Source organism: Serratia plymuthica (assembly GCF_018336935.1).
Classification (GTDB): Bacteria; Pseudomonadota; Gammaproteobacteria; order Enterobacterales; family Enterobacteriaceae; genus Serratia; species Serratia plymuthica_B.
The window spans coordinates 1,830,496-1,851,952 of sequence record NZ_CP068771.1; the positions used below are offsets into that span (position 1 = coordinate 1,830,496).

At 53.7% G+C, this 21,457-nt stretch carries 21 protein-coding genes; 8 read left to right on the forward strand and 13 right to left on the reverse strand.

What is annotated here, in order from left to right:
* Positions 1–53: 53 nt before the first annotated feature.
* Entirely contained in the window at positions 54–1,142 is a 1,089-nt protein-coding gene (locus tag JK621_RS08710; protein ID WP_212559447.1) for a malate/lactate/ureidoglycolate dehydrogenase, read from the forward strand.
* 36 nt (positions 1,143–1,178) lie between these two features.
* Here the strand turns inward: JK621_RS08710 and JK621_RS08715 are convergent, their stop codons facing one another.
* Together JK621_RS08715 and JK621_RS08720 are read right to left on the reverse strand one after the other, a co-directional pair.
* Positions 1,179–2,018 (reverse strand): MBL fold metallo-hydrolase, encoded by an 840-nt coding sequence (locus JK621_RS08715; protein ID WP_212559448.1) that lies wholly within the window; start codon positions 2,016–2,018, stop codon positions 1,179–1,181.
* A complete protein-coding gene (locus tag JK621_RS08720) occupies positions 2,011–2,556 on the reverse strand; it encodes a sugar ABC transporter (RefSeq protein WP_212559449.1) in 546 nt (181 codons plus the stop codon). The genes JK621_RS08715 and JK621_RS08720 overlap by 8 nt, the downstream gene beginning before the upstream one ends.
* A 141-nt stretch (positions 2,557–2,697) precedes the next feature.
* Here JK621_RS08720 and JK621_RS08725 point away from each other — a divergent pair, with 141 nt between their 5' ends.
* Entirely contained in the window at positions 2,698–3,600 is a 903-nt protein-coding gene (locus JK621_RS08725) for a LysR substrate-binding domain-containing protein (protein ID WP_212559450.1), read from the forward strand.
* 165 nt (positions 3,601–3,765) lie between these two features.
* Here the strand turns inward: JK621_RS08725 and JK621_RS08730 are convergent, their stop codons facing one another.
* From JK621_RS08730 to phoP, 3 genes are all read right to left on the reverse strand, one after another.
* The gene (locus tag JK621_RS08730) at positions 3,766–4,887 is read right to left on the reverse strand and encodes a cupin domain-containing protein (RefSeq protein ID WP_212559451.1); all 1,122 of its coding nucleotides are present in this window, start codon (positions 4,885–4,887) and stop codon (positions 3,766–3,768) included.
* 84 nt (positions 4,888–4,971) lie between these two features.
* The gene (phoQ, locus tag JK621_RS08735) at positions 4,972–6,429 is read right to left on the reverse strand and encodes a two-component system sensor histidine kinase PhoQ (protein WP_212560163.1); all 1,458 of its coding nucleotides are present in this window, start codon (positions 6,427–6,429) and stop codon (positions 4,972–4,974) included.
* A gap of 5 nt (positions 6,430–6,434) precedes the next feature.
* Positions 6,435–7,106: a two-component system response regulator PhoP gene (gene phoP, locus JK621_RS08740; RefSeq protein ID WP_004943295.1), complete on the reverse strand. Its 672-nt coding sequence runs from the start codon at positions 7,104–7,106 to the stop codon at positions 6,435–6,437.
* Between the two features lie 470 nt (positions 7,107–7,576).
* On the opposite strand from phoP, the gene JK621_RS08745 reads away from it, so the two are divergent.
* From JK621_RS08745 to JK621_RS08755, 3 genes are all read left to right on the forward strand, one after another.
* Complete coding sequence (locus JK621_RS08745) at positions 7,577–9,085, forward strand: PLP-dependent aminotransferase family protein (RefSeq protein ID WP_212559452.1); 1,509 nt, start codon at positions 7,577–7,579, stop codon at positions 9,083–9,085.
* A 135-nt stretch (positions 9,086–9,220) separates the two neighbouring features.
* Complete coding sequence (locus JK621_RS08750) at positions 9,221–9,673, forward strand: GNAT family N-acetyltransferase (protein WP_212559453.1); 453 nt, start codon at positions 9,221–9,223, stop codon at positions 9,671–9,673.
* A 21-nt stretch (positions 9,674–9,694) separates the two neighbouring features.
* Positions 9,695–10,396: a GNAT family N-acetyltransferase gene (locus tag JK621_RS08755; protein WP_212559454.1), complete on the forward strand. Its 702-nt coding sequence runs from the start codon at positions 9,695–9,697 to the stop codon at positions 10,394–10,396.
* A 57-nt stretch (positions 10,397–10,453) separates the two neighbouring features.
* Here JK621_RS08755 and purB read toward each other — a convergent pair whose 3' ends face one another.
* The 5 genes from purB to rluE form a co-directional block, all read right to left on the reverse strand.
* Positions 10,454–11,824, reverse strand: coding sequence for an adenylosuccinate lyase (gene purB / locus JK621_RS08760; protein ID WP_212559455.1), 1,371 nt, complete (start codon positions 11,822–11,824; stop codon positions 10,454–10,456).
* 22 nt (positions 11,825–11,846) lie between these two features.
* Positions 11,847–12,473, reverse strand: a complete 627-nt coding sequence (gene hflD, locus JK621_RS08765) for a high frequency lysogenization protein HflD (RefSeq protein ID WP_126482148.1) — start codon at positions 12,471–12,473, stop codon at positions 11,847–11,849.
* A 2-nt stretch (positions 12,474–12,475) separates the two neighbouring features.
* Complete coding sequence (mnmA, locus tag JK621_RS08770; RefSeq protein WP_212559456.1) at positions 12,476–13,579, reverse strand: tRNA 2-thiouridine(34) synthase MnmA; 1,104 nt, start codon at positions 13,577–13,579, stop codon at positions 12,476–12,478.
* A 94-nt stretch (positions 13,580–13,673) separates the two neighbouring features.
* A complete protein-coding gene (locus tag JK621_RS08775) occupies positions 13,674–14,120 on the reverse strand; it encodes an NUDIX hydrolase (protein ID WP_212559457.1) in 447 nt (148 codons plus the stop codon).
* Positions 14,121–14,171: 51 nt separating this feature from the next.
* Positions 14,172–14,798, reverse strand: coding sequence for a 23S rRNA pseudouridine(2457) synthase RluE (gene rluE, locus JK621_RS08780; RefSeq protein ID WP_126482154.1), 627 nt, complete (start codon positions 14,796–14,798; stop codon positions 14,172–14,174).
* Positions 14,799–14,930: 132 nt separating this feature from the next.
* Between rluE and icd the strand changes: the two genes are divergently transcribed.
* Positions 14,931–16,184, forward strand: a complete 1,254-nt coding sequence (gene icd / locus JK621_RS08785) for an NADP-dependent isocitrate dehydrogenase (RefSeq protein WP_004943319.1) — start codon at positions 14,931–14,933, stop codon at positions 16,182–16,184.
* 320 nt (positions 16,185–16,504) lie between these two features.
* On the opposite strand, the gene JK621_RS08790 is transcribed toward icd, so the two are convergent.
* Complete coding sequence (locus JK621_RS08790; RefSeq protein ID WP_212559458.1) at positions 16,505–17,119, reverse strand: hypothetical protein; 615 nt, start codon at positions 17,117–17,119, stop codon at positions 16,505–16,507.
* On the reverse strand, positions 17,119–18,105 hold the full coding sequence (locus tag JK621_RS08795; protein ID WP_212559459.1) for a DUF262 domain-containing protein: 987 nt from the start codon (positions 18,103–18,105) through the stop codon (positions 17,119–17,121). The genes JK621_RS08790 and JK621_RS08795 overlap by 1 nt, the downstream gene beginning before the upstream one ends.
* 303 nt (positions 18,106–18,408) lie before the next feature.
* Here JK621_RS08795 and JK621_RS08800 point away from each other — a divergent pair, with 303 nt between their 5' ends.
* Positions 18,409–18,867, forward strand: a complete 459-nt coding sequence (locus tag JK621_RS08800; RefSeq protein ID WP_212559460.1) for a hypothetical protein — start codon at positions 18,409–18,411, stop codon at positions 18,865–18,867.
* 684 nt (positions 18,868–19,551) lie between these two features.
* The gene (tolA, locus tag JK621_RS08805) at positions 19,552–19,992 is read left to right on the forward strand and encodes a cell envelope integrity protein TolA (RefSeq protein WP_249337162.1); all 441 of its coding nucleotides are present in this window, start codon (positions 19,552–19,554) and stop codon (positions 19,990–19,992) included.
* A gap of 216 nt (positions 19,993–20,208) precedes the next feature.
* Here tolA and JK621_RS08810 read toward each other — a convergent pair whose 3' ends face one another.
* Positions 20,209–21,321 (reverse strand): AI-2E family transporter, encoded by a 1,113-nt coding sequence (locus JK621_RS08810; RefSeq protein ID WP_212559461.1) that lies wholly within the window; start codon positions 21,319–21,321, stop codon positions 20,209–20,211.
* Between the last annotated feature and the right edge of the window lie 136 nt (positions 21,322–21,457).

Sequence of the window (21,457 nt, forward strand, 5' to 3'; positions counted from 1 at the left end):
AACGATTTGCTCCTAGTGTTTGTGAACATCTTTTCAGCGCAAGGACCTGCATTATGAGTACCGAACACCGTATCGACAGCCAAAGCCTTGAACAATTTGTGCAGGCCATTTGGCGCCATGCCGGCAGCACGGATCGGGAGGCCGCGCTGGTGGCGGAGCACTTGGTGCAGGCCAATCTGGCCGGGCATGATTCGCATGGCGTCGGCATGATCCCAAGCTACATGGCGTCGCTGGCGGAAGGGCAGTTGCAGCTTAACGTTCATGCCCGGGTGGTGCGCGATGCCGGCGCGGTGCTGACGATTGACGGCGGCCAGGGGTTCGGCCAGGTGGTGGCCAGTGAAGCGATGGACAAGGGGATCGAACGTGCCCGGCAGTTGGGGTTGGCGGCGGTGGCTTTGCATAACTCTCACCATATCGGCCGCATCGGCCATTGGGCCGAGCAGTGCGCGCGCGCCGGTTTTATCTCCATTCATTTCGTCAACGTGGTGGGTGATCCTATGGTGGCGCCGTTCGGCGGCAGCGATCGCCGCTTTGGCACCAACCCGTTTTGCGTGATTTTCCCGCGTGAGGGTAAAAAACCGCTATTGCTGGATTTCGCCACCAGCGGCATCGCCTACGGCAAAACGCGCGTCGCCTACAACAAAGGCCTGAGCGTGGCACCGGGCTACCTGATTGATCAACAAGGCCGGCCGACCACGGAACCCAGCGTGATGCACGAACAACCTTTCGGATCGCTGTTGCCGTTCGGCGCCCATAAAGGTTATGCGTTGGCTACCCTGTGCGAAATTCTCGGTGGTGCGCTCTCCGGCGGTCGCACGACTCATGACGCCACGCTGAAATCCGACAGCAGCGCCATTTTCAACTGCATGACCACCATCATTCTCAACCCGGAAGCCTTTGAAGCGCCCGAGATGCAGACCGAGGCCGAGGCCTTTATCGACTGGGTCAAGGCTTCGCCGCCAAGCGACGGCAAGCCGATTGAGGTGCCGGGCGAATGGGAAGACGCGAACCGTGAGGCGCGGTTGCAGCGGGGGATCCCGATAGACGACAACACCTGGCGGCAGATTTGCGCGGCGGCGAAACAGGTCGGCATGCCGGAAAACGAGCTGGACGGCTATCGGGCGCGGGCATTGCCGGTATAAAAATGGCCCGCACCCGTGCAGAGGAAGGGATGACGCTCAAGATTCGTAAGACATTGTGTAGCGCTTGCCTGTCCGTTCGATACGTGCAAAGCCGAGTTCACCCAGGTGCATGCCGGCGATAAGCGTTTTGTCCGAGCTGACGACATCCAACAGTTTTGACCGGGTTTCGGCGGAAACGAGCGGCTCCTGGTCAAATGCTATGCATACGTCGGGGCGAGCAATCTGGATATGGGGGAAATGAACGATATCCCCCCAAATCAACAGACTGTGGCCATCGGATTCGAGGCGATAACCGGAATGCCCGGCGGTATGCCCCGGAAGGGGGATCGCACTGATGCCAGGCAGAACGTCATTATCGGTAAACGTACGAATCTTCCCCCGATACTTATCGAATGCCTTCCGCGCAAACAGAAAGTTTCCGCGAGCGCGCTCGCTCGCCCGGCTGAGATGGCCATCATCCTGCCAGAACGAGACCTCATGCTGGTGGACCACTAATTCCGCATCGGGAAAAGCGACCTCGCCTGATGAGTCCACCAGCCCCCCGATATGGTCGGGATGCGCATGAGTCAGAAGGATCGTGTCAATGTCGCAGGGTTGTACGCCGGCAAGTGCAAGATTCGCTTTCAGTTTGCCGCCCCATTGCTTAAATCCCCCGGCGCCCGCATCAATCAAGATAGTGCGGCCACGGCCCTGAACCAGGTAACAATTGATATGAATAGAAGCGGGATCTTCCACCCCCGCGTCTTGCTGCAACGTTGACGCAGCCATTGGATCGATATTGGAGAGCAAATCCAGACCTGCGGAAAGGTATCCGTCGCTGATGGCCGTGACCGAAAACGCGCCAATCTGCCGGCCTGGAAGTTTCATGTTATTCATCACCGTATTCCTCACTAATACTGCTTTTCGTCAATTGATTCGTCATGGGCGCATAGAGGTGGACGCCCTTCGGCAGCGGTTCCAGGCCCAGGTCAATGGCGCGCTCCAGCTTCGCCAGCCAGCGAAATTCAGGGGATATCTCCAGGGCGACAGCCTGCATCCGATAAGGCGTGAGGCCCATTTCGACGAGCGGCTCCGGGCCGACGGCACTCGTCACCAGATGTTCGTGTTCACCGATGGCCAGGGCACGATCAAGGCCAGCATAAAGATTGCGGTGCCAGTCGGTGATGTGCCGTTGCCAGCGCGAGAAATTGCCGCCGCCTTTCTGGCGATACTCATCTCCCTGGAGCACATCGAGATTGTCGATCGAATGAAGGGCAAGGTAGACAGGGCAACCGGCGCTCAGCGCCTTGAAACGCTGCGAGGTATGGAACCCGCTCACCGAAATGAGCGCGGGCAGTTTTTCCAGGCTATAAAAATCATTCCACTCTGCTTCGCCGGTTGGATCGGCAAAGCTGCATTCGACTGTATAAATCATTAGATCACTCTCGACCGGATGCCTTGTTGACGTTAAATCATGGTAGGGCGTTAAAGGCAGCGAAAAAATCGATTTTTCGGTATGCTTCAGTGACAAAAAATCAAGGTGGGTCAGCCGTCGTGGCCCCAATCAGGAACGCTTATGCGCCGGAAGATCCCGAGCAACACTTCACTGATCGCCTTCGAGGCTGCCGCTCGTCATGGCAGCTTCGCTCGCGCGGCGAATGAACTGTCTCTAACCGAAGGCGCTATCAGCCGTCAGATTGGTCGCCTGGAAGCCTTCCTTGGCGTCACGCTGTTCGAGCGAATCGGCAATCGCGTCCGGCTCCTGCCGAACGGGGAACGCTATGCGGCCCAAATCCGTGAGTTGCTTGACCGCCTGGATCGGGACAGCCAGTACCTGACAGGGCAACCGAGCGATGGCGCAAGCCTGGATATTGCCATCATCCCGACTTTCGCGATGCGATGGCTTATTCCTCGCCTGTCACACTTTCGGCGGAAGCACCCGAACATCACTGTGCATCTCTCCGAACGCATGGAACCCTTTGTCCTGGCCGGGAGCGGGTTCGATGCGGCAATCCATTTCGAGCATCCGGCCTGGACGGGAATGCGGACTCACCCCCTGTTGGATGAGGTGCTGGTGCCGGTTTGCCATCCTGACATTCTGACGGGAGGCGAGGGGACAAGTGCGCTGGACAACTTACCGCGCCTGCACCGACGGCAAAATCCTGAGGCTTGGCAACGCTACTCTCAGGAGACGGGGATCCCGTTGACTCATCCTGCGATGGGAGCACGCTACGATCTTCATGCCATGTTGATCGAAGCGGCATTGGCCGGCCTCGGTGTTGCGCTGGTGCCGCGCCTCTACGTTGATACCGAACTTGCGCGCGGAAGGCTGGTCGCGCCGTGGCCGGAGGGGAAAACAATCGCCAAAACCTTCAGTCTCATTCTCCCGGAACCGATCGCATTAAGCAGTGAGCCCATACAAGCGTTTGCTCAATGGATACTGGACGAAGCGGGGAAAGGAACGACGGTTGAGGCGTAGGAAACGTCGTTCCTCTCTTTATTAACGCGAGTTCAGGAACGCGCCGGCATAGGTTTTACGCTATTAACAATTGCGTATATCCCCACGGCGCAGTTGGATGCCGGGAGCATGATGAAAAAAAAGCCACCTGCCGAAGCGGGTGGCTTTAACCGAGGGTTATCGGGCCTAGTCGTTGAAGTACCAGTAACCGCTGTTGATCAGCGCGGTGAGCGTGGCCAGGAACGACGGATCGTCGATGGCTTCGCCCAGCATGGCGGCGTTAACGCTGAAGTGCTGACACAGCGCGTCGGCGGCTTGCAGATGCTCGGTATCAATCAGCTCGCCATTCACAAAGCACCGGTCGCCAACGCGCAGCACGCGCAGGCCGCCCAGGCGTTGCAAGGGTTCGCCCTGTTGCAACAGCTCGTAGATTTCTCCGGCCTGATACGGCGGCTCCGGCGGCGCTGCATCCAGCTCGTGGCGGGTCTGGGAAATGAACTCACCGAACCAGTGCTGGAAGTGTTCCGGTTGCTGAACCAGATCCAACATCATCTGGCGCAGGGCATCGACTTCCTGCGGCAAGATCTGCGCCGGTTGGTCGCGCAACTGAATGTCCGGATCGCTGTAACGTTGGCTGCCCAGCTCGCGTGCCAGCACGTAATCGGCAAAGCCGCTGATCAACTCGCGGCCGCTCGGCGCGCGGAAGCCCACCGAGTAATTCAGCGCATTTTCCAGCGCATAACCTTCATGCGGGAAGCCCGGCGGGATATACAGAATATCGCCCGGTTCCATTTCTTCGTCGATAATGGCGTCGAAAGGCTCAACCTGCAGCAGATCCGGATGCGGGCAGTGCTGTTTCATCGGCACCTTTTCGCCTACGCGCCAGCGGCGGCGGCCGGTGCCCTGAATGATAAAGACGTCGTACTGATCGAGGTGCGGGCCAACGCCGCCGCCCGGGACCGAGAACGAAATCATCAGGTCGTCCATCCGCCAGTCCGGCAGTTGGCGGAACGGGCGCATCAGCGCGCTGGAAGGCTCATGCCAATGGTCCACCGCCTGCACCAGCAACGACCAGTTGTTTTCGCTCAGGTGGTCAAAGCTCTCGAAGGGACCGTGCGCAACCTGCCAGCGGCCGTCCTGGTGGCTGACTAGGCGGCTATCCACTTCGTTTTCCATCGCCAGCCCGGCCAGCTCATCCGGGGAGATTGGATCGATAAAGTTTTTGAAGCCGCGCTTCAGAATCACCGGGCGCTTTTGCCAGTAACGTTGCAAAAAGTCGTTCCAGTCCAGATCTAATTGATAATCCATGTTCTATTCCAGCAGAAAGAAGTGAGCCTGAGTGCGATTATAACGGAAGTTTGGCCCCGTGGATCGGGGCCGGAACGACAGAATTTATTCGTGATGATGGGAATCGTGCTGGCGGGCGAAGGTGACCTGCATGCGCGCACCGCCAAGCGGGCTGTCGCTGATGATGATGGTGCCGTCATACTGCTCGATAATCTCCGCCGCAACGGACAATCCCAGCCCCTGACCGGGGCGCAGGGTGTCTACACGCTGGCCGCGCTGGAAGATCAACTCGCGTTTGCTTTCCGGAATGCCCGGCCCGTCGTCGTCGATGACGATGGTGAGGTTTTTATCGGAGTGGAGTGAGGTAATTTCAACGAACTCCAGGCAGTATTTGCAGGCGTTTTCCAATACGTTGCCCATAACTTCCATAAAGTCGTTCTTTTCCCCCATAAAGGTCACTTCCGGCGAAATATCCAGCGAGATCACCACGCCTTTACGCTGATATACCTTGTTGAGCGCCACGGTCAGGCTGTCCAACAGCGCGGGCACGGAGTGGATCTCGCGGGTCAGTACCGTTTGCCCCGAACTGATGCTGGCGCGATGCAGGTAGTAACCAATCTGCTGCGAGATGCGGCTGATTTGGTCCAGCATGATAGGTTCGACCTCTTCGATGGTGGTCTGCTTGCCGGTGCGCAGCGAACGCAAGGTGGTTTGCAGCACCGCCAGCGGCGTTTTCAGGCTGTGGGTCAGATCGGACAGCGTGGTGCGGTATTTGGTGTAACGCTGGCGCTCATTGCGCAGCAAAATGTTCAGATTGCGCACCAACCCACGCAGCTCGCTGGGGGGATTTTCGTCGAGCTGCTCGCGCTCACCGTTCTCCAGCTCGCCGACCTGATTCACCAGCGCCTTGATCGGGCGCAGGCTCCAGTAAGCCGCGAGCCACAATAACGGCACCACCAGCAGCAGGTTGGCCAGCAGCACATAGCTGAACCATTCCCAGACCACGTCCGAACGTTGCAGCTCCTGCGGGATGGTGTCGACCACCACAATGGTCAGCGCAGGCAGCCGCGGGGTCGCCGCGTAGGTGTTGACCGCCACGGAGTGCGTCAGCGCGTTTTGGTCGTTGTCGTCATAGTTTTTCAGCTGGTCTTGCGCTTTGGGGTTGTTGCCCAGCACTTCGCTACTGATGCGGGTATCGGTATCGATTTCGTAGAAGTCGGATTTCTCCAGCCACTCTTTGTTGATGCGCTTTTCCAGCTCCGGCAACTGGCGCTGGCTCCACAGCAGGTTGCCCTTGTCGTCGTAAATAAACACCAGGGTAGGGAAGTTGAGATCGATATCGGGCGGAATGGCGATAGTGAGCTTGTTGTCTTTCCATTGCGCCAGGCTGAAGAACAGGTTGCTTTCACCGCGCAGCAAGCGGAAGGCCGTCTTGTCGAAGCTGACGATATAGCCGACCACCGCCACCAGGCCGTAAGACAGCGACAGCGCCAGGATCACCCCGGCGGTCGCCATCAAAAAGCGCGCGCGCAGCGAAAAAGGTTTTTTATCCTTGTTGAACATCATGTTCACTTCGCATCAAAACGATAGCCCTGGCCACGAACCGTGGTGATCACTTCCTGCGGATATTCAGCCTGCAATTTTTTGCGCAGGCGGCCCATCAGCACGTCGATGGTGTGGCTCTCGCGCAGTTCCGCATCCGGATACAGCTGCAACATCAGCGAGTCTTTGCTGACCACTTTGCCGGCATTGCGGATCAAGGTTTCGATAATGGTGTATTCGAACGCGGTCAGTTTGATTTGCTGTTCCCCGACGCTCAGCTCGCGGCGCGACAGGTCGATCTGGAACGGCGGCAAGACGATCACCTGGGAAGCCAGGCCGCTGTTGCGGCGCATCAACGCCTGCATGCGGGCGATCACTTCTTCCAGGTGAAAGGGTTTGGTGACATAGTCGTCGGCGCCGGCTTCCAGCACCGCCACTTTGTCCTGCCAGCTTTCGCGTGCGGTCAGGACCAGAATGGGCAGCTTCATCTGGTGAGCGCGCCAGCGGCGGATCAGGCTCAGGCCATCTTCGCCAGGCAGGCCGAGATCGACAATCGCGATGTCCGGCGCGTGTTCCTGCAGGAAATAGTCGGCTTCCTTGGCATCTTCTGCAGCATCGACCTGATGGCCCATCTCGCGCATCTGTACGGAAAGGTGGTGGCGCAGCAAACCGTTATCTTCAACAACCAATACTCGCATGGCTAACTCCTGTGGTTAGGTGGGTGAGCATCCTGTCACCCCGCTAAAAAGGTAACACGCTCTTCAGCGTGTGAGGGATAGCGTGCGGCTACCTTACCCATTGATCTTGAATGTTGACGTTATGGTAGGTAGAACCCGCTGTTACCGCAAGAGACGCAGAGCGTTGGCGGGAAATAAGCGCTATCGATTTTATGTTCGCCGTCATTATCTGCAACGGCTAATAAACGCTGGATAAACAATGGCGGAACAAAGTTAAACCAAACTTAAACCGTCGGGTGTTGAAGGATCGGCCCGGAACCTAAGGAAATCGGCACTGACATGTTTCACGGCAAATGCCCGCGCAGGCAATACGCGCCAGCATCGCTGCCATCCAACGACCGGGTTTGGCACTATGACCCGATATGCCCGCTCAGAGGGGGAAATAAGGTAAAGTGAGGCGGTAAAGCCGCCCTCTCTTGACCCGGAGCACCATGAAACACAGCAGCCCACCCACCTCCCCGGACGCCCTGCAGGCAAGCTTTGCCCGGCATTTGCAACAGGGCATGACGCGCAAAGCGGCGCTGCATCTGGCCATCAAACAACAGGTGACGGCGGGGGATCTGCAATATCTGGCGAAACTTCCTCCCAGCCGGGTGCTGGCTGCCGGGCTGGGCGTTTCTCGCGATACTGTCGAGGTGACCTATGCCCAACTGGAAGCCGAAGGCTACATTGCCCGCGCGGTGGGGCGCGGCAGCTTTGTCAGTTATCAGCGAAGCACCCTGATTGGCCGCGAGCTGTTGGCGGCGGATGATGCCGAAAGCGCACTGTTGGCGGAGCGGGAACTGAGCGCGCATGGCCGCTCGTTGCTGGTGGCCGCCCATGCGCCGCATACCAGCCGCGCCAGTTCGCTCACGCCGTCATTGCCTGACCTGCGGCTGTTCCCGATAGATAGCTGGCTGCAACTGGAAAGGCTGGCGGTTCGGCAGTACGGCGAACCTCTGTTGGGCTATGCCGATCCCCAGGGAGTGGTGGAGCTGAGGGGCGAGATCATTGAGTATCTGCGGCGCGAAAGGGGCGTTAAGGCCAGTGTGGAACAGGTGATCGTGCTGACCAGTTCCCAACAGGCGCTGTCGCTGTGTACCCAGGTGTTGTTCAATCCGGGCGACAGGGTATTTGTCGAAGAGCCGGGGTATCAGGGGGCAAAAAAGCTGGTGCAGTCTGCGGGGATCATCGCCCAGCCTGTCGCGGTCGATCAAGACGGAATGGATATCGATGCATTAATTGACGCGCGCCATCGTGGGCGGGGCGTGTATGTCACGCCATCTCATCATTATCCGCTGGGGCATTCGCTCAGCATCGACAGACGATTGAAACTGCTGGAATGGGCGCAGCAGCACAAGGCCTGGATTATTGAAGATGATTACGATTCCGAATTCAATTATGACGGGCTGACCAGGGCTTCGCTGCAGGGGCTGGATAAATACCAACGCACGCTGTATATCGGCACCTTCAGTAAAACCCTGTTTCCGGGGCTGCGCATCGGTTTTATCATAGTTCCGCCACAGTTAATCAAGCCGATGGTGGCCGCCAAACAATTCCAGGATGGTTATACCTCCGCGTTGCCGCAAATGACCCTGTTCCGTTTTTTAAACGGCGATTTTTATGCCGAACACTTAAGGAATATGCGCAAGCTGTATAAGGCCAGGCTCGATATTCTGCATGCGGCGGTCCATCAGTATCTTGCCGCCTGGACCCGGCCGCCGCTGCCGCAGGGCGGGTTGCAATTGGTGTGCCCGCTGGCGGATGCGGCTACCGAGCGGCGTTTGATTCAGGCCGCCGCCGCGCAGGGAATGAAGGTCTATGGGCTGGCGGATTTTTACACCGGCCAACCTCGGGAAGGGGCGCTGGTGTTTGGCTTCTCGGCCTACACGCCGGATGAAATCGTAAAATTCATCAAAAAGTTATCCTCCATTTTCAGCGCGCTGCCGCAGGCCGATTAAGGGCGTCTATGCGGTCAAAATTGGTCTGCTCACTGTTATGAATTGGTCTGTATTCAGTCTGTGATCGTCGGTGTACCCTGTCGGTATCAGGTTATTTCTCCTGTGGAAATAATATCTTAAAACCAGAGAGGCGCTATGCACCCAGTAAACAATGACGTTGTGGTACGCAAAATACAAAACGGCGATAAATCGCAGTGGTTGGATCTGTGGCAGGGATATCTTCATTTTTATCGTGCGGACATTGCCGCGCAGGTTACCGAGCACACGTTTGAATGCTTATGCTCGGATCGACAGGTGTATGGGTTGGTGGCGGAAGATGCAAACGGCAATCTTCTGGGGTTGATGAACCTGATTTTCCACCCTTCAACCTGGAGCTCCGCCGGTTATTGTTATATTGAAGATCTCTATGTTTCCCCGGTGGCGCGCGGCAAGAAGGTGTCCGAGAAGCTATTTGAGCAGGCTTATCAGCTTGCCAATGAAAGGGGCAGCGACCGGGTTTACTGGATGACGCAGGAATATAACGCCCCGGCGCGTTCGCTGTACGACAAAATAGGCAAAAGAAGTTCGTTCATTATCTATACCCGTTAATTACAGGTTGCGAGGGGCTTTATGGCGTTCAATCAATTCGGGCAGCCGGTGGGCGAGCCATTAACCGATTGGCGGGCACCGCAACGGCCTGCCGGAGAGCCGCTTGACGGGCGCTTTTGTTTTCTGAAATCGCTTGATCCGCAGCGTGATCACGCAGCCCTGTTCCGCGCATTCCAACTGGCTCCGGATGGCCGCGACTGGACCTATTTATCCATCGAACGGCCGGACAGCCCGGCGGCGATGTTGCAACACCTGACCCAGCTTCAGGCCAACCCCACGTTGGTGAACATGACGGTGTTCGATAGCGCAAGCCACGCACCGGTCGGCACCGTGGCTTATATGCGCATCGATGAAGGCAACGGCGTGCTGGAGATTGGCCACGTCAGTTGGTCGCCGGCGATGAAACAACGCTCCAGCGCAACGGAGGCCGTCTATCTGATGCTGCGCCACCTGTTCGATGATTTGGGGTATCGCCGTTGTGAATGGAAGTGCGACAGCCACAACGCGCCATCCAGACAGGCGGCGGCAAGGTTCGGTTTCAATTACGAGGGCCGGTTCAGGTATGCGGTGATCACCAAGGGCCGCAGCCGCGATACCGACTGGTTCGCCATCACCTCGGATCGCTGGCCGGCGATTAAAGCCGCCTTCGAGCAGTGGTTGAGCCCCGGCAACTTCAACGCGCAGGGGCAGCAGCAACAGCGGTTGCAGGCATTTATGCGTTGAGAGTTTAAAATACCAAAGGCGGCCATGTGGCCGCCTTTGTGTTTCTAACCAGACCGATTATTTCAGCTCGTCAACCATAGTGGCGGCGCGGCCAATGTAGTTAGCCGGGGTCATGGCTTTCAGGCGGGTTTTCTCTTCTTCCGGCAGCGCCAGACCCTCGATAAACGCCTGCATGCCGGCGGCATCCACGCGCTTGCCACGGGTCAGCTCTTTCAGCTTCTCGTACGGCTTTTCGATGCCGTAACGGCGCATCACGGTCTGGATCGGCTCGGCCAGCACTTCCCAGTTGTGATCCAGCTCGTCCAGCAGGTGCGCCTGGTTGACTTCCAGCTTGCTGATGCCTTTCATGGTCGCCTGATAGGCGATCAACGCATAGCCCAGGCCCACGCCCAGATTACGCAGCACGGTGGAGTCGGTCAGGTCGCGCTGCCAGCGGGAAACCGGCAATTTGCTGGCCAGGTGGGCCAACACCGCGTTGGACAGGCCCAGGTTACCTTCGGAGTTTTCGAAGTCGATCGGGTTGACCTTGTGCGGCATGGTGGAAGACCCGATTTCACCGGCGATGGTCTTCTGCTTGAAGTGATTCAGGGCGATGTAACCCCAAATATCACGGTCGAAGTCGATCAGGATGGTGTTGAAGCGCGCCACGCAGTCGAACAGCTCGGCGATGTAGTCGTGCGGCTCGATCTGCGTGGTGTACGGGTTCCAGGTGATGCCCAGCGAGGTGACGAAGGTTTCGCTGAACTGGTGCCAGTCCACTTCCGGGTAAGCGACGATGTGGGCGTTGTAGTTGCCGACCGCACCGTTGATTTTACCCATGATCTCAACGCGTTCCAGCTGACGGAACTGGCGTTCCATACGGTAGGCCACGTTGGCGAATTCTTTACCTACGGTCGACGGGGTCGCCGGCTGGCCGTGGGTGCGGGACAGCAAAGGAATATCGCGATATTCCAGCGCCAGGCCCTTGATCGAATCGATGATTTTGCGCCAGTACGGCAGCACCACATCCTGACGCGCGGTTTGCAGCATCAGCGCGTGGGACAGGTTGTTGATATCTTCCGAGGTGCAGGCAAAGTGGATGAACTCGGAGACCGCCTGCAGGGCAGGGACGGCCTCCACTTTTTCCTTCAGGAAATACTCAACCGCTTTCACGTCGTGGTTGGTGGTGCGTTCGATAGTCTTGATGCGCTGCGCGTCTTCTTCGCTGAATTCTGCGACGATCTTGTCGAGGAAAGCGTTTGCGTCGGCGTCAAAAGCGGGAACTTCCTTGATTTCTGCGCAAGTGGCCAGTTTCTGCAGCCAACGTACTTCAACCTGCACGCGGAATTTCAGCAGACCGTATTCGCTGAAAATGGCGCGCAGTGCGCTGACTTTATCACCGTAGCGTCCATCAACGGGGGAAACGGCGGTCAGTGAGGATAATTCCATCGGTAGCAACTCCTGGGATCGATTAACAATGAGCAACGATATTTTGCGCCTGTTTAAACAGACGATTACGAGAAAACATTAACTGCAGGCGGCTGCCGCCGACCTGTTGCCACAGCACGGCGGCACGGATGCCGGCCAGCAGCGTGGCGCGAACCTTGGCCTGCACCTGCGTATTCTGCAGGATAGCCGGCGAACCTATCACCTGGATGCGCGGCCCGAGCGGGCTGACCACGTCGACATAAATGCCGGCCAGTGCGCTGATAATGGTGTCTGATTCCAAATCAAAATGCGCCAACTGGCGCTCCAACTGACCGAGGCGTTCGCCAAGCTGGTTCATCGCCTGTTTGTTGGCGTTGAGCTTGCGCTCCAGCACCATCAGGCTGATGGTGTAGCGGGTCAGTTCGGCGCCCGGCCCCTTGTTATTGGCATTGAGCACGCCCATCAGCGTCTCGAGGCCCATTTTCAGATTGCGCTCTTCGCCGCCGAACACCGCCAGCGTGGAAGGCGGATCCATTTGCAGCAGGCTGCTCAACGAGACATGCAAGGCGTCTTTATCGCATATCCCCTCGTGCGCCAGTTGCTGGACCAGACGCGCCGACTGGCTGATTCCAGCCATCGCCAGCGTAATGTCATAATAATTCTTCGCCACGATTACTCCTGTAAACGCTGTTCGATAATGCCGCCGCCGAGGCAGATTTCGTCCTGATAAAACACGGCTGACTGGCCTGGGGTGACGGCGGCGACCGGCTCGTCGAAACGCACTTCGATGCGCTGATCATCCAGTGGCGTAACGGTGCACGGGATGTCCTGCTGGCGATAACGGGTTTTCACCGTACAGCGAAATGGCCCGCTCAGCGGCAGGCGATCGACCCAATGCAGCTGCTGCGCGATCAGGCCAGTGGACATCAGGCGCGGGTGTTCGTGCCCCTGAGCGACCACCAGCACGTTGTTGGCGACGTCTTTGTCTACCACATACCACGGATCTTCGCTGCTGTCCTTCATGCCGCCGATACCCAGCCCTTTGCGCTGGCCAAGGGTGTGATACATCAGCCCCTGGTGCTCGCCGACGGTCTGACCATCGACGCTGACGATAGGGCCTGGCTGTGCCGGCAGGTAACGGCCGAGGAAATCACGGAATTTGCGCTCGCCGATAAAGCAGATGCCGGTAGAGTCTTTTTTCTTGGCGGTCACCAGTTCCAGCTGCTCGGCGATGCGGCGCACCTCCGGCTTTTCCAGTTCACCGACCGGGAACAGGCTTTGCGCGACCTGCCCGTGGCTCAGGGTATACAGGAAGTAGCTCTGGTCTTTGTTGCCGTCGACGCCGCGCAGCAGGCGGCTTTTGCCGTCCACGTCCTGGCGGCGCACGTAGTGCCCGGTGGCGATAAAGTCCGCCCCCAGATCTTCCGCGGCGAATTCCAGGAAGGCTTTGAATTTGATTTCTTTATTGCACAGGATGTCCGGGTTCGGCGTGCGACCGGCCTTGTACTCTTCGAGGAACAGCTCAAAAACGTTGTCCCAGTACTCTGCCGCGAAGTTCACCGTATGCAGCTCGATGCCGAGTTTGTCGCATACTGCCTGCGCGTCGGCCAAATCGGTCGCTGCGGAGCAATATTCTTCGTCATCGTCCTCTTCCCAGTTCTTCATAAACAGCCCAGCGACCTGATAGCCCTGCTGCTGTAACAAATAGGCAGTAACGGAAGAGTCGACGCCGCCGGACATACCGACGATTACTTTTTTCTGGCTGTTATCTGACATGGGGGTCTCACGAACTTGAACACGAACCGTGCGATAAAAAACAAGCGCAGGATTTTACCACGTTGGCCGCGTTGGCGCACGGCACTTATTCATCTCAGAACGGCCAATCATAGCTGCCGACCAGCGACAGCGGGTAACGCTCCGGTTGCTGGTAACAGCGAAGGCTCTCCGCAACCAGCGCGGATCGCAGGTTGGGGGCCTGCAAAATCTCTTCGGCGCTCAGCCACAGGCAGCGGTCGATATCGCTGTCTTGCGGCTCGGTGGGCAGGGGGGATTCCAGCTCAATGACAAAACAAAAACGCAAAAACGGCGTGTTGTCCGGGGCGATCCACTGGTGCAGCTTGAGGAACGACTGCGGCGTGGCGCGGATGCCGGTTTCTTCCCACAGTTCGCGTTCGGCGGCTTGCACCAGGGTTTCATCGGCCTCCAGGTGGCCGGCCGGCTGATTCCATAACGCCTTATTGTTGATGGTCTCTTCGACGATCAGAAATTTCCCGGCGGCGTGAACCACGCAGGCAACGGTGACGTGCGGTTTAAACATAACGGCCCCTTACAGCGGCTGGTTGATGTGCTGGCATACCCTTGGTTTGGACTACAGTGAATCAAGGGTTTTCCATTCGCCAGGTTGTAATGCACCCAGGGAAAGCTCGCCCATACTGTAGCGAATCAGGCGCAGGGTAGGGAACCCGATATGCGCCGTCATGCGACGCACCTGGCGATTTCGGCCCTCGAACAGGGTGATTTTAAGCCAGGCGGTGGGGATCGCCTTGCGTTCGCGGATCGGTGGATTGCGCGGCCACAGCCATTCCGGCTCGCCGACCAACTCCACGCCGGCCGGCAGAGTGGGGCCGTCTTTGAGCGTAACGCCGCTGCGCAGCGGCGCCAGATCGGCTTCCTGCGGCGCGCCTTCGACCTGTACGTAATACACTTTGCCGGTGCGTTTGCCCGGCTGAGTGAGCTGCGCTTGCAGCTTGCCGTCATTGGTCAGCACCAATAACCCTTCGCTGTCGCGATCCAGCCGCCCGGCGGCGTATACATCGGGAAAAGGAATGTATTCTTTCAGCGTGGCGCGGCCAGTTTCATCGGTAAATTGGGGGAGCACATCGAAGGGTTTATTGAATAACACCACGCGGCGCGGACCCTGTGCTACTGCGGGTTTGGCGGCATTCGGTCGGCTGAATCGTTTAACGTTGTGATTTTTAACAGGGAATTTTTTCATAACAGTTGAGATTACGGATGATAGGCGCATTATAACCGAATCCGTTTCGGATTGGCGCGGACTGAATATTCGAGTAGTATCTACACGCATCTTACAAAGCATTAACAAAAATTGCGCTTGAAGGAGAGGTTGATGGAAAGCAAAGTAGTAGTTCCGGCAGAAGGTAAACAGATTACGGTCGATGCCCAGGGTAAACTGGTTGTTCCGAATAACCCGATCATCCCATTCATCGAAGGCGACGGCATCGGCGTTGACGTTACCCCTGCTATGATTCACGTGGTTGATGCGGCTGTGAAAAAGGCCTACCACGGCGAACGTAAAATCTCCTGGATGGAAATCTACACCGGTGAAAAATCCACTCACGTTTACGGGAAAGACGTGTGGCTGCCGGAAGAAACCCTGGATCTGATCCGTGACTACCGCGTTGCCATCAAAGGCCCGCTGACTACCCCGGTCGGTGGGGGTATTCGCTCCCTGAACGTGGCTCTGCGCCAGCAGCTGGACCTGTACGTGTGTCTGCGTCCGGTGCGTTACTACCAGGGCACCCCTAGCCCGGTTAAACAGCCAGAGCTGACCGACATGGTGATCTTCCGCGAAAACGCCGAAGACATCTATGCGGGTATCGAATGGAAAGCCGGTTCTGCCGAAGCGGACAAAGTGATCAAGTTCCTGCGCGACGAAATGGGCGTGAAGAAAATCCGCTTCCCGGAACAATGCGGCATCGGCGTCAAGCCATGTTCCGAAGAAGGGACCAAACGTCTGGTGCGTGCGGCGATCGAATACGCCATCACCAACGACCGTGACTCTGTGACCCTGGTTCACAAAGGCAACATCATGAAGTTCACCGAAGGTGCCTTCAAGGATTGGGGCTACGAACTGGCGCGCGAAGAGTTCGGCGGCGAACTGATCGACGGCGGCCCGTGGCTGAAAATCAAGAACCCGAACACCGGTAAAGAGATCGTGGTTAAAGACGTGATCGCCGACGCCTTCCTGCAGCAAATCCTGCTGCGCCCGGCGGAATACGACGTGATCGCCTGTATGAACCTGAACGGTGACTACATCTCCGACGCCCTGGCTGCACAGGTTGGCGGTATCGGTATCGCACCGGGCGCCAACATCGGTTCCGATTGCGCGCTGTTCGAAGCGACCCACGGCACCGCACCTAAGTATGCGGGCCAGGACAAAGTGAACCCAGGTTCCATCATCCTGTCCGCAGAAATGATGCTGCGTCACATGGGCTGGTTCGAAGCGGCTGACCTGATCGTTAAAGGCATGGAAGGCGCAATCGCTGCCAAGACCGTGACCTATGACTTCGAACGCCTGATGGAAGGCGCTAAGCTGCTGAAATGTTCAGAGTTTGGCGACGCTATCGTTAAACACATGTAATTGTGTTTGGTGTTTGAATAAGAACGGGAGCCTTAGGGCTCCCGTTTTTGTCGATTGAAAAGTACTCACTGTGGAGGAGCCTATACAGATTGGTTTCGTCCGTGAGAACTATTCTTATGCTTGAAGTGCGCACCAAATGCTATTTCTAAGATGTTGATAATTGCAGAAACTAAATTGGTGGCTTAATTTAACCAGGACGATGTTATGTAAGTAGATAAGGGGCTTTTGAGATTGCATAATATAAATATGCATAGGCGATGTGATATTTTTCTAAGGTCCAATAAAGCGGTCAGTGTTAGGGGGTATGTTATTCCGTATGGTTACGAACCTTTACATAAATCATCTAATATTATTTTTGATGAGGTTATGTAGCGTTCTATATTACATATTTGCCCCCGTCGTGTTGTCGCTAAATATGCACCGGGTGTTATGTGGTTTTGAGCCCCATAAACAGTTCTTATTAATGCGCGAAAATCATCCCTGGCTGATTTGCTGCGATGTGCTAATACATTTCTGACAATTCTCATTTCATTAATTAAATGACTGTGTATATTTACATTTTTTATATAAAAATCGTTTTCATCAATGACGTACTTTACACTGTCTGTTATATATTTTGCCTTGGTCCACTTCAAATTCATAATGGGTTTTTGACGGCCAAATGTTAAAAAAAGATTGCGTGCCCCAGCAATGCTTTTGCATTTTACAAAAGTAATTGGTTGTGTAGTATTGGTATAGCATGCCCCAGAGGCCACTTTGAAAGCTATTTCTGAAATGTGTAATTCTAATATTGAAAATGCTCTTAGCATAATCATTTCGGATATAATGTGTTGATGCCTGGCATCTAATAAAATGCACTCTCTTCTATACCATAACAAGCGATCCAATGCATAATGTGAGTTTCGTAATGTGATACTCAATTTAGGTATGGGCATTAGAGAAAACCCTTTATATAGTCTGCGCGAATTCTTCTTTGCGCAATCCGTTGAGTTGTCGATGAGCAAGCATTCTGAAATAAAATGTCATTTTGAGATTTATTGTCGGAATTAAATCTTGAATCTATTTCATCGATTACTTCACTAATTTTATTTTTGCTCTTAATTTTCATTTCATCAATGATTAAGAAAAGAGAAAAGAATAGTGGTTGGCGATTGAAGATAGTATCAGAGAACTTTCTTGGCTCAATCTCAGATAGTTTATCGAATGTTGCGTTAAGTCTCTCTGTTATTTTTGTTTCGTCATTAAATTCGTCATCATACTCTCTGTACATTTTATCTAAATAGGTGTTACTAAAGTCGGATAGTCCATTGATAATATTGTAAATTAAATCTGAAGTAAATTGAACTTCGTTCATTCTAGATATATCTGTTGACGAGAATATACTATAGTCACGCCAAAAATTTATCCGTGAGGATGATTGAGTTAAGCAGAATTGTTTCATTTCTCCACTGTATGCAGCATTGCGTTTTTCTTGAGAGTTTAATGACTTGCTGATTGAGTTTATTCGACCGAAGATATCGATTACATCACTATCAGATGCACCAAGTAGATAGCCTACAGGTAATGATGTTAATAAGAATTTTTGCCGGTCATCTTGGGTTAATTCATTTATTCTTATTTTCTTTTTATATTTTGGATGTTTGGCTGGAAACTCATTGTTTGCATAAGAAATTATACTTCGACATCTTTGCTGTCCATCTACAACTTCTTTAATGCTTTTTGAATTAATTAAATCTAATGAATGTCTAATGTAAATTGCAGGGATAGGTTTTTGTTCGAACATAGTGTTAATTAAATAAGATTTTTGTGCTGTTGTCCATACTGATCTGCGTTGGTACCATGGAGCTAAATCAAGTTCATCTGACTTGCGGATGTTTATTAAGTCTTGTACTACTAGCGATTGATAGTCAACTCTATCCATGGCGTAAACCCTTTTTTGTTAGAAGAAAAAAGTAATTATAGTTTACTTTTTGTTTTTATTCAATTATCTATGGCGGGTTAAATTTTGATGTTGTATTGTTGTATAATATGATGCTTCATGTCGTTGCATAAATTAGTTTTACAATTATAATTATTTTTGTGATATAAGTGGTGGTGATGTGTGTTTTTTACGATGCAGTGATATATTTGTTGCCAGTGTTTTTGTGTTAATCTAATTTTTTTTGGTGATGGTGAATATGCGTTTTTATAACGAGATAAAGCCATTCAATAATTAAAGGGAGTGATGATGGATGCTGACATTATTTCATACGAGTCAATGCTCGCAGCTAAGGCTTCAGCTGACTTTGCGTTTTATACTCTTGTTGTGACAGTCGTATCATTAATAATTTCATTGATAACCTTAATTTTCGCTAAAAGAGCACTATATACTTGGAAGAAACAATATACCGAAGATAAAAAAATAAAGCTCATTGAGGCACTTATTAAATTTAACAATACACTTATAATTATGCCAAAAAATTTGAATGATGACGAGGATAATACCCAAAAGAAGATTATAATAGTAGTAATGAGCGAAGTTCATACAAGATGCATGGTTTATCTCAAGGATAAACCTAATGATGATTTGTCCGAAAATCTTAGGTTGCTAAGAGATAAGTTTTCGGAGTTCCTTAATGGCGAAGCATATAAGTCTGAGTTGGCGATTGTGACGAATATAATTTTAATGATGAACTTAACATAATTAATGACTGATAGAGATTATAGAGTGTCTTTCTTGCTGAACTATTCAGAGCTTGGCGATCCTATTGTTAATGAGATTCTATGTATTGAGCATTTAAATAAAAACGTAATAGTAATCCAAATTACAGGGCTGAGCTTATGCTTGGCCTTTATCTTTTTAGCCTCAGTCAACCACAATGCAAACACATCCTGCCTCTTACTTCCTTTAACCGCGTCTGCGGCTGCCGGCACGTGTATAGCGCGAAGAACTGCACCGGTAAAGTGTTAAGTCATCGAGACGCACATAACTGCAAGGTTAAGGATAAGGGGAAGTCTTGGCGCAGTGATATCACAAATCAATGTACCTACCTGTCATCCATCCAGTAATGCCACACAGCGGCATTCACCATTGAAAAGTCGATTACAAATCGCGTAATCACAGGGCTGCACTCTAGTGTTGCCTTTTTGCATTTCAGTCCCAGCGAACACCGCCGTATAGTTGATAGAAGCCGTATCGCCGACCCGTTACGGCTGGTAGCTCAATCCCTCAGCACTGCAAATGTACGGCTCCCATATCCCTGCGTGCTCGCATCATTGAAGCGAAACAACAACATGTGGGTTTGCAATACCTTGATCTAAGGCCGTTTAAATTTGCCTGTATTGGTTTATTCTTCTTTCCTGTGGATATTCAATAAAGAAGGGAATCATGAAGAGAGTTCATCTGGGGTTTGGGATTTGCGCGCCGGCATTATCGCTTGTTATCGCCGCGCTGTTGTTGACGGGGTGTACAAAGACGAGTTCTTCGATTAAACCTGTGCCGTCTGATAAGGGTGTTGATGAGATTTTTGCCGCCTTCGAAGGTAAAACTGCGCCTGAACCTGGGGCGGAGGCCCGCCAGTATGCCGCGCAGATACAATCCGCCATTCAAAGCAGTTTTCTGGACGTTGGTGCATATGCCGGTAAGCGATGCGCTTTAAGAATTATGCTGGCACCGGATGGCATGCTTTTAGATGCGCGGGCCGAAGAAGGTGACCCTGATCTTTGCCGTGCAGCGATAAAGGCGGCCGCAAATGCCCGTTTTCCCAAATCGCCTTCACCAGCCGTTTATGATGCTTTGAAAAATCCTCTATTGGAATTCCGCCCCTGAGCACCTCAATGAGAGGGGAAAACCTGTCTACGCTATTCAGGCAGGGTCAATTTGAATAAAAACGGGAGCCTTAGGGCTCCCGTTTTTTTATAAGCAACGACCTTATTTCATTTAGCAGGCTCAAGATAGCATAAGAGGGGCGGTGTAACGCGATGGCAAACGTTGGGGGCCTGTGCAGGCCCCCCGGAATCAACACCATCTCTGCTTCAACACCTTTTAACTCGCATCAGGATGATTCTTGCCTTCTTCGATAAAGGCTTCATCAATCTCATCGGTGGTTTCCTCGCTGTCGCGGCCGGAAAGGATATTCCAGCAGGCGATGAACAGTGCGGCGATCAAGGGGCCGATAACGAAGCCATTGATGCCGTAAATCTCCATGCCGCCCAGCGTGGAAATCAGGATGAGATAATCCGGCATCTTGGTATCTTTGCCGACCAGCAGCGGGCGCAGAATATTGTCAACCAGCCCGATAACCACCACGAAGAACCCGACCAGGAACGCCCCTTGCCACAGCATGCCGGTGGCGAAGAAATAGATGGCTGCCGGTACCCAGATAATGGCCGAACCGACGGCGGGAATGATGGAGAGGAAGGCCATCAGCGCGCCCCACAGCAAACTGCCATCGATGCCGGTGATGTAAAATGCCAGGCCGCCGAGGGCGCCTTGCACAATCGCCACCACCACGGTGCCTTTCACCGTAGCGCGGGACACGGCGGCGAACTTCACGAACAGGTGGTGTTTAACGTGCTCGGACAGCGGCAGCGCCTCAAGCGCCAGGGTCACCAGATAGGGGCCGTCTTTGAGCAGGAAGAACAGCAGATAGAGCATGATGCCAAAGCCGACGGCAAAGTTGAACGTGCCTTTGCCGATCAGGAATACGCTGCCCGCCAGGAATTGCCCGCCCTTGAGTGCCACCTCGGAAAGCTGCTTTTGTATTTCCGCGGCGCTGTCGAGGTTATGCTCCGCCAGAAAATGCCGTGCCCAGCTGGGTAAATGCCGCATCACGTCGGCCAGCATCGCAGGCAGTTGGGTATTGTTGTTCTGCAGTTTTTCGTAGAGAACGTTGAACTCAAGCGCCAGCGACGAAGCGATGATCGCCAACGGGGTAAACACAATCAGGCAGATCACCAGCAGTGTTAACAATGAGACCAGGCCGTTGCGGTCGCCAAGGTATTGCTTAAGCTTGTTTTTCAACGGGTGGAAAATCACGGCTAATATGATGGCCCATAGCACCGACGAATAATAGGGACCCAATACGTCCAGAAAAGCGGCGGTTACGATGAAAAGGATCAGAATAAAGAATCCCTTTGAAATACCTTTAGACATCATGGCAGTCCCTCTGATGATAGATTTTATCGGTGAATCTTGGCGCTCACCGACATTGACGAGCAGTGAAAAACAAACCATAGCATCACAATGCCTTAACAGTTAGCTGATTGTTGGTGAGCGGCGGTTCTCTGGCCTG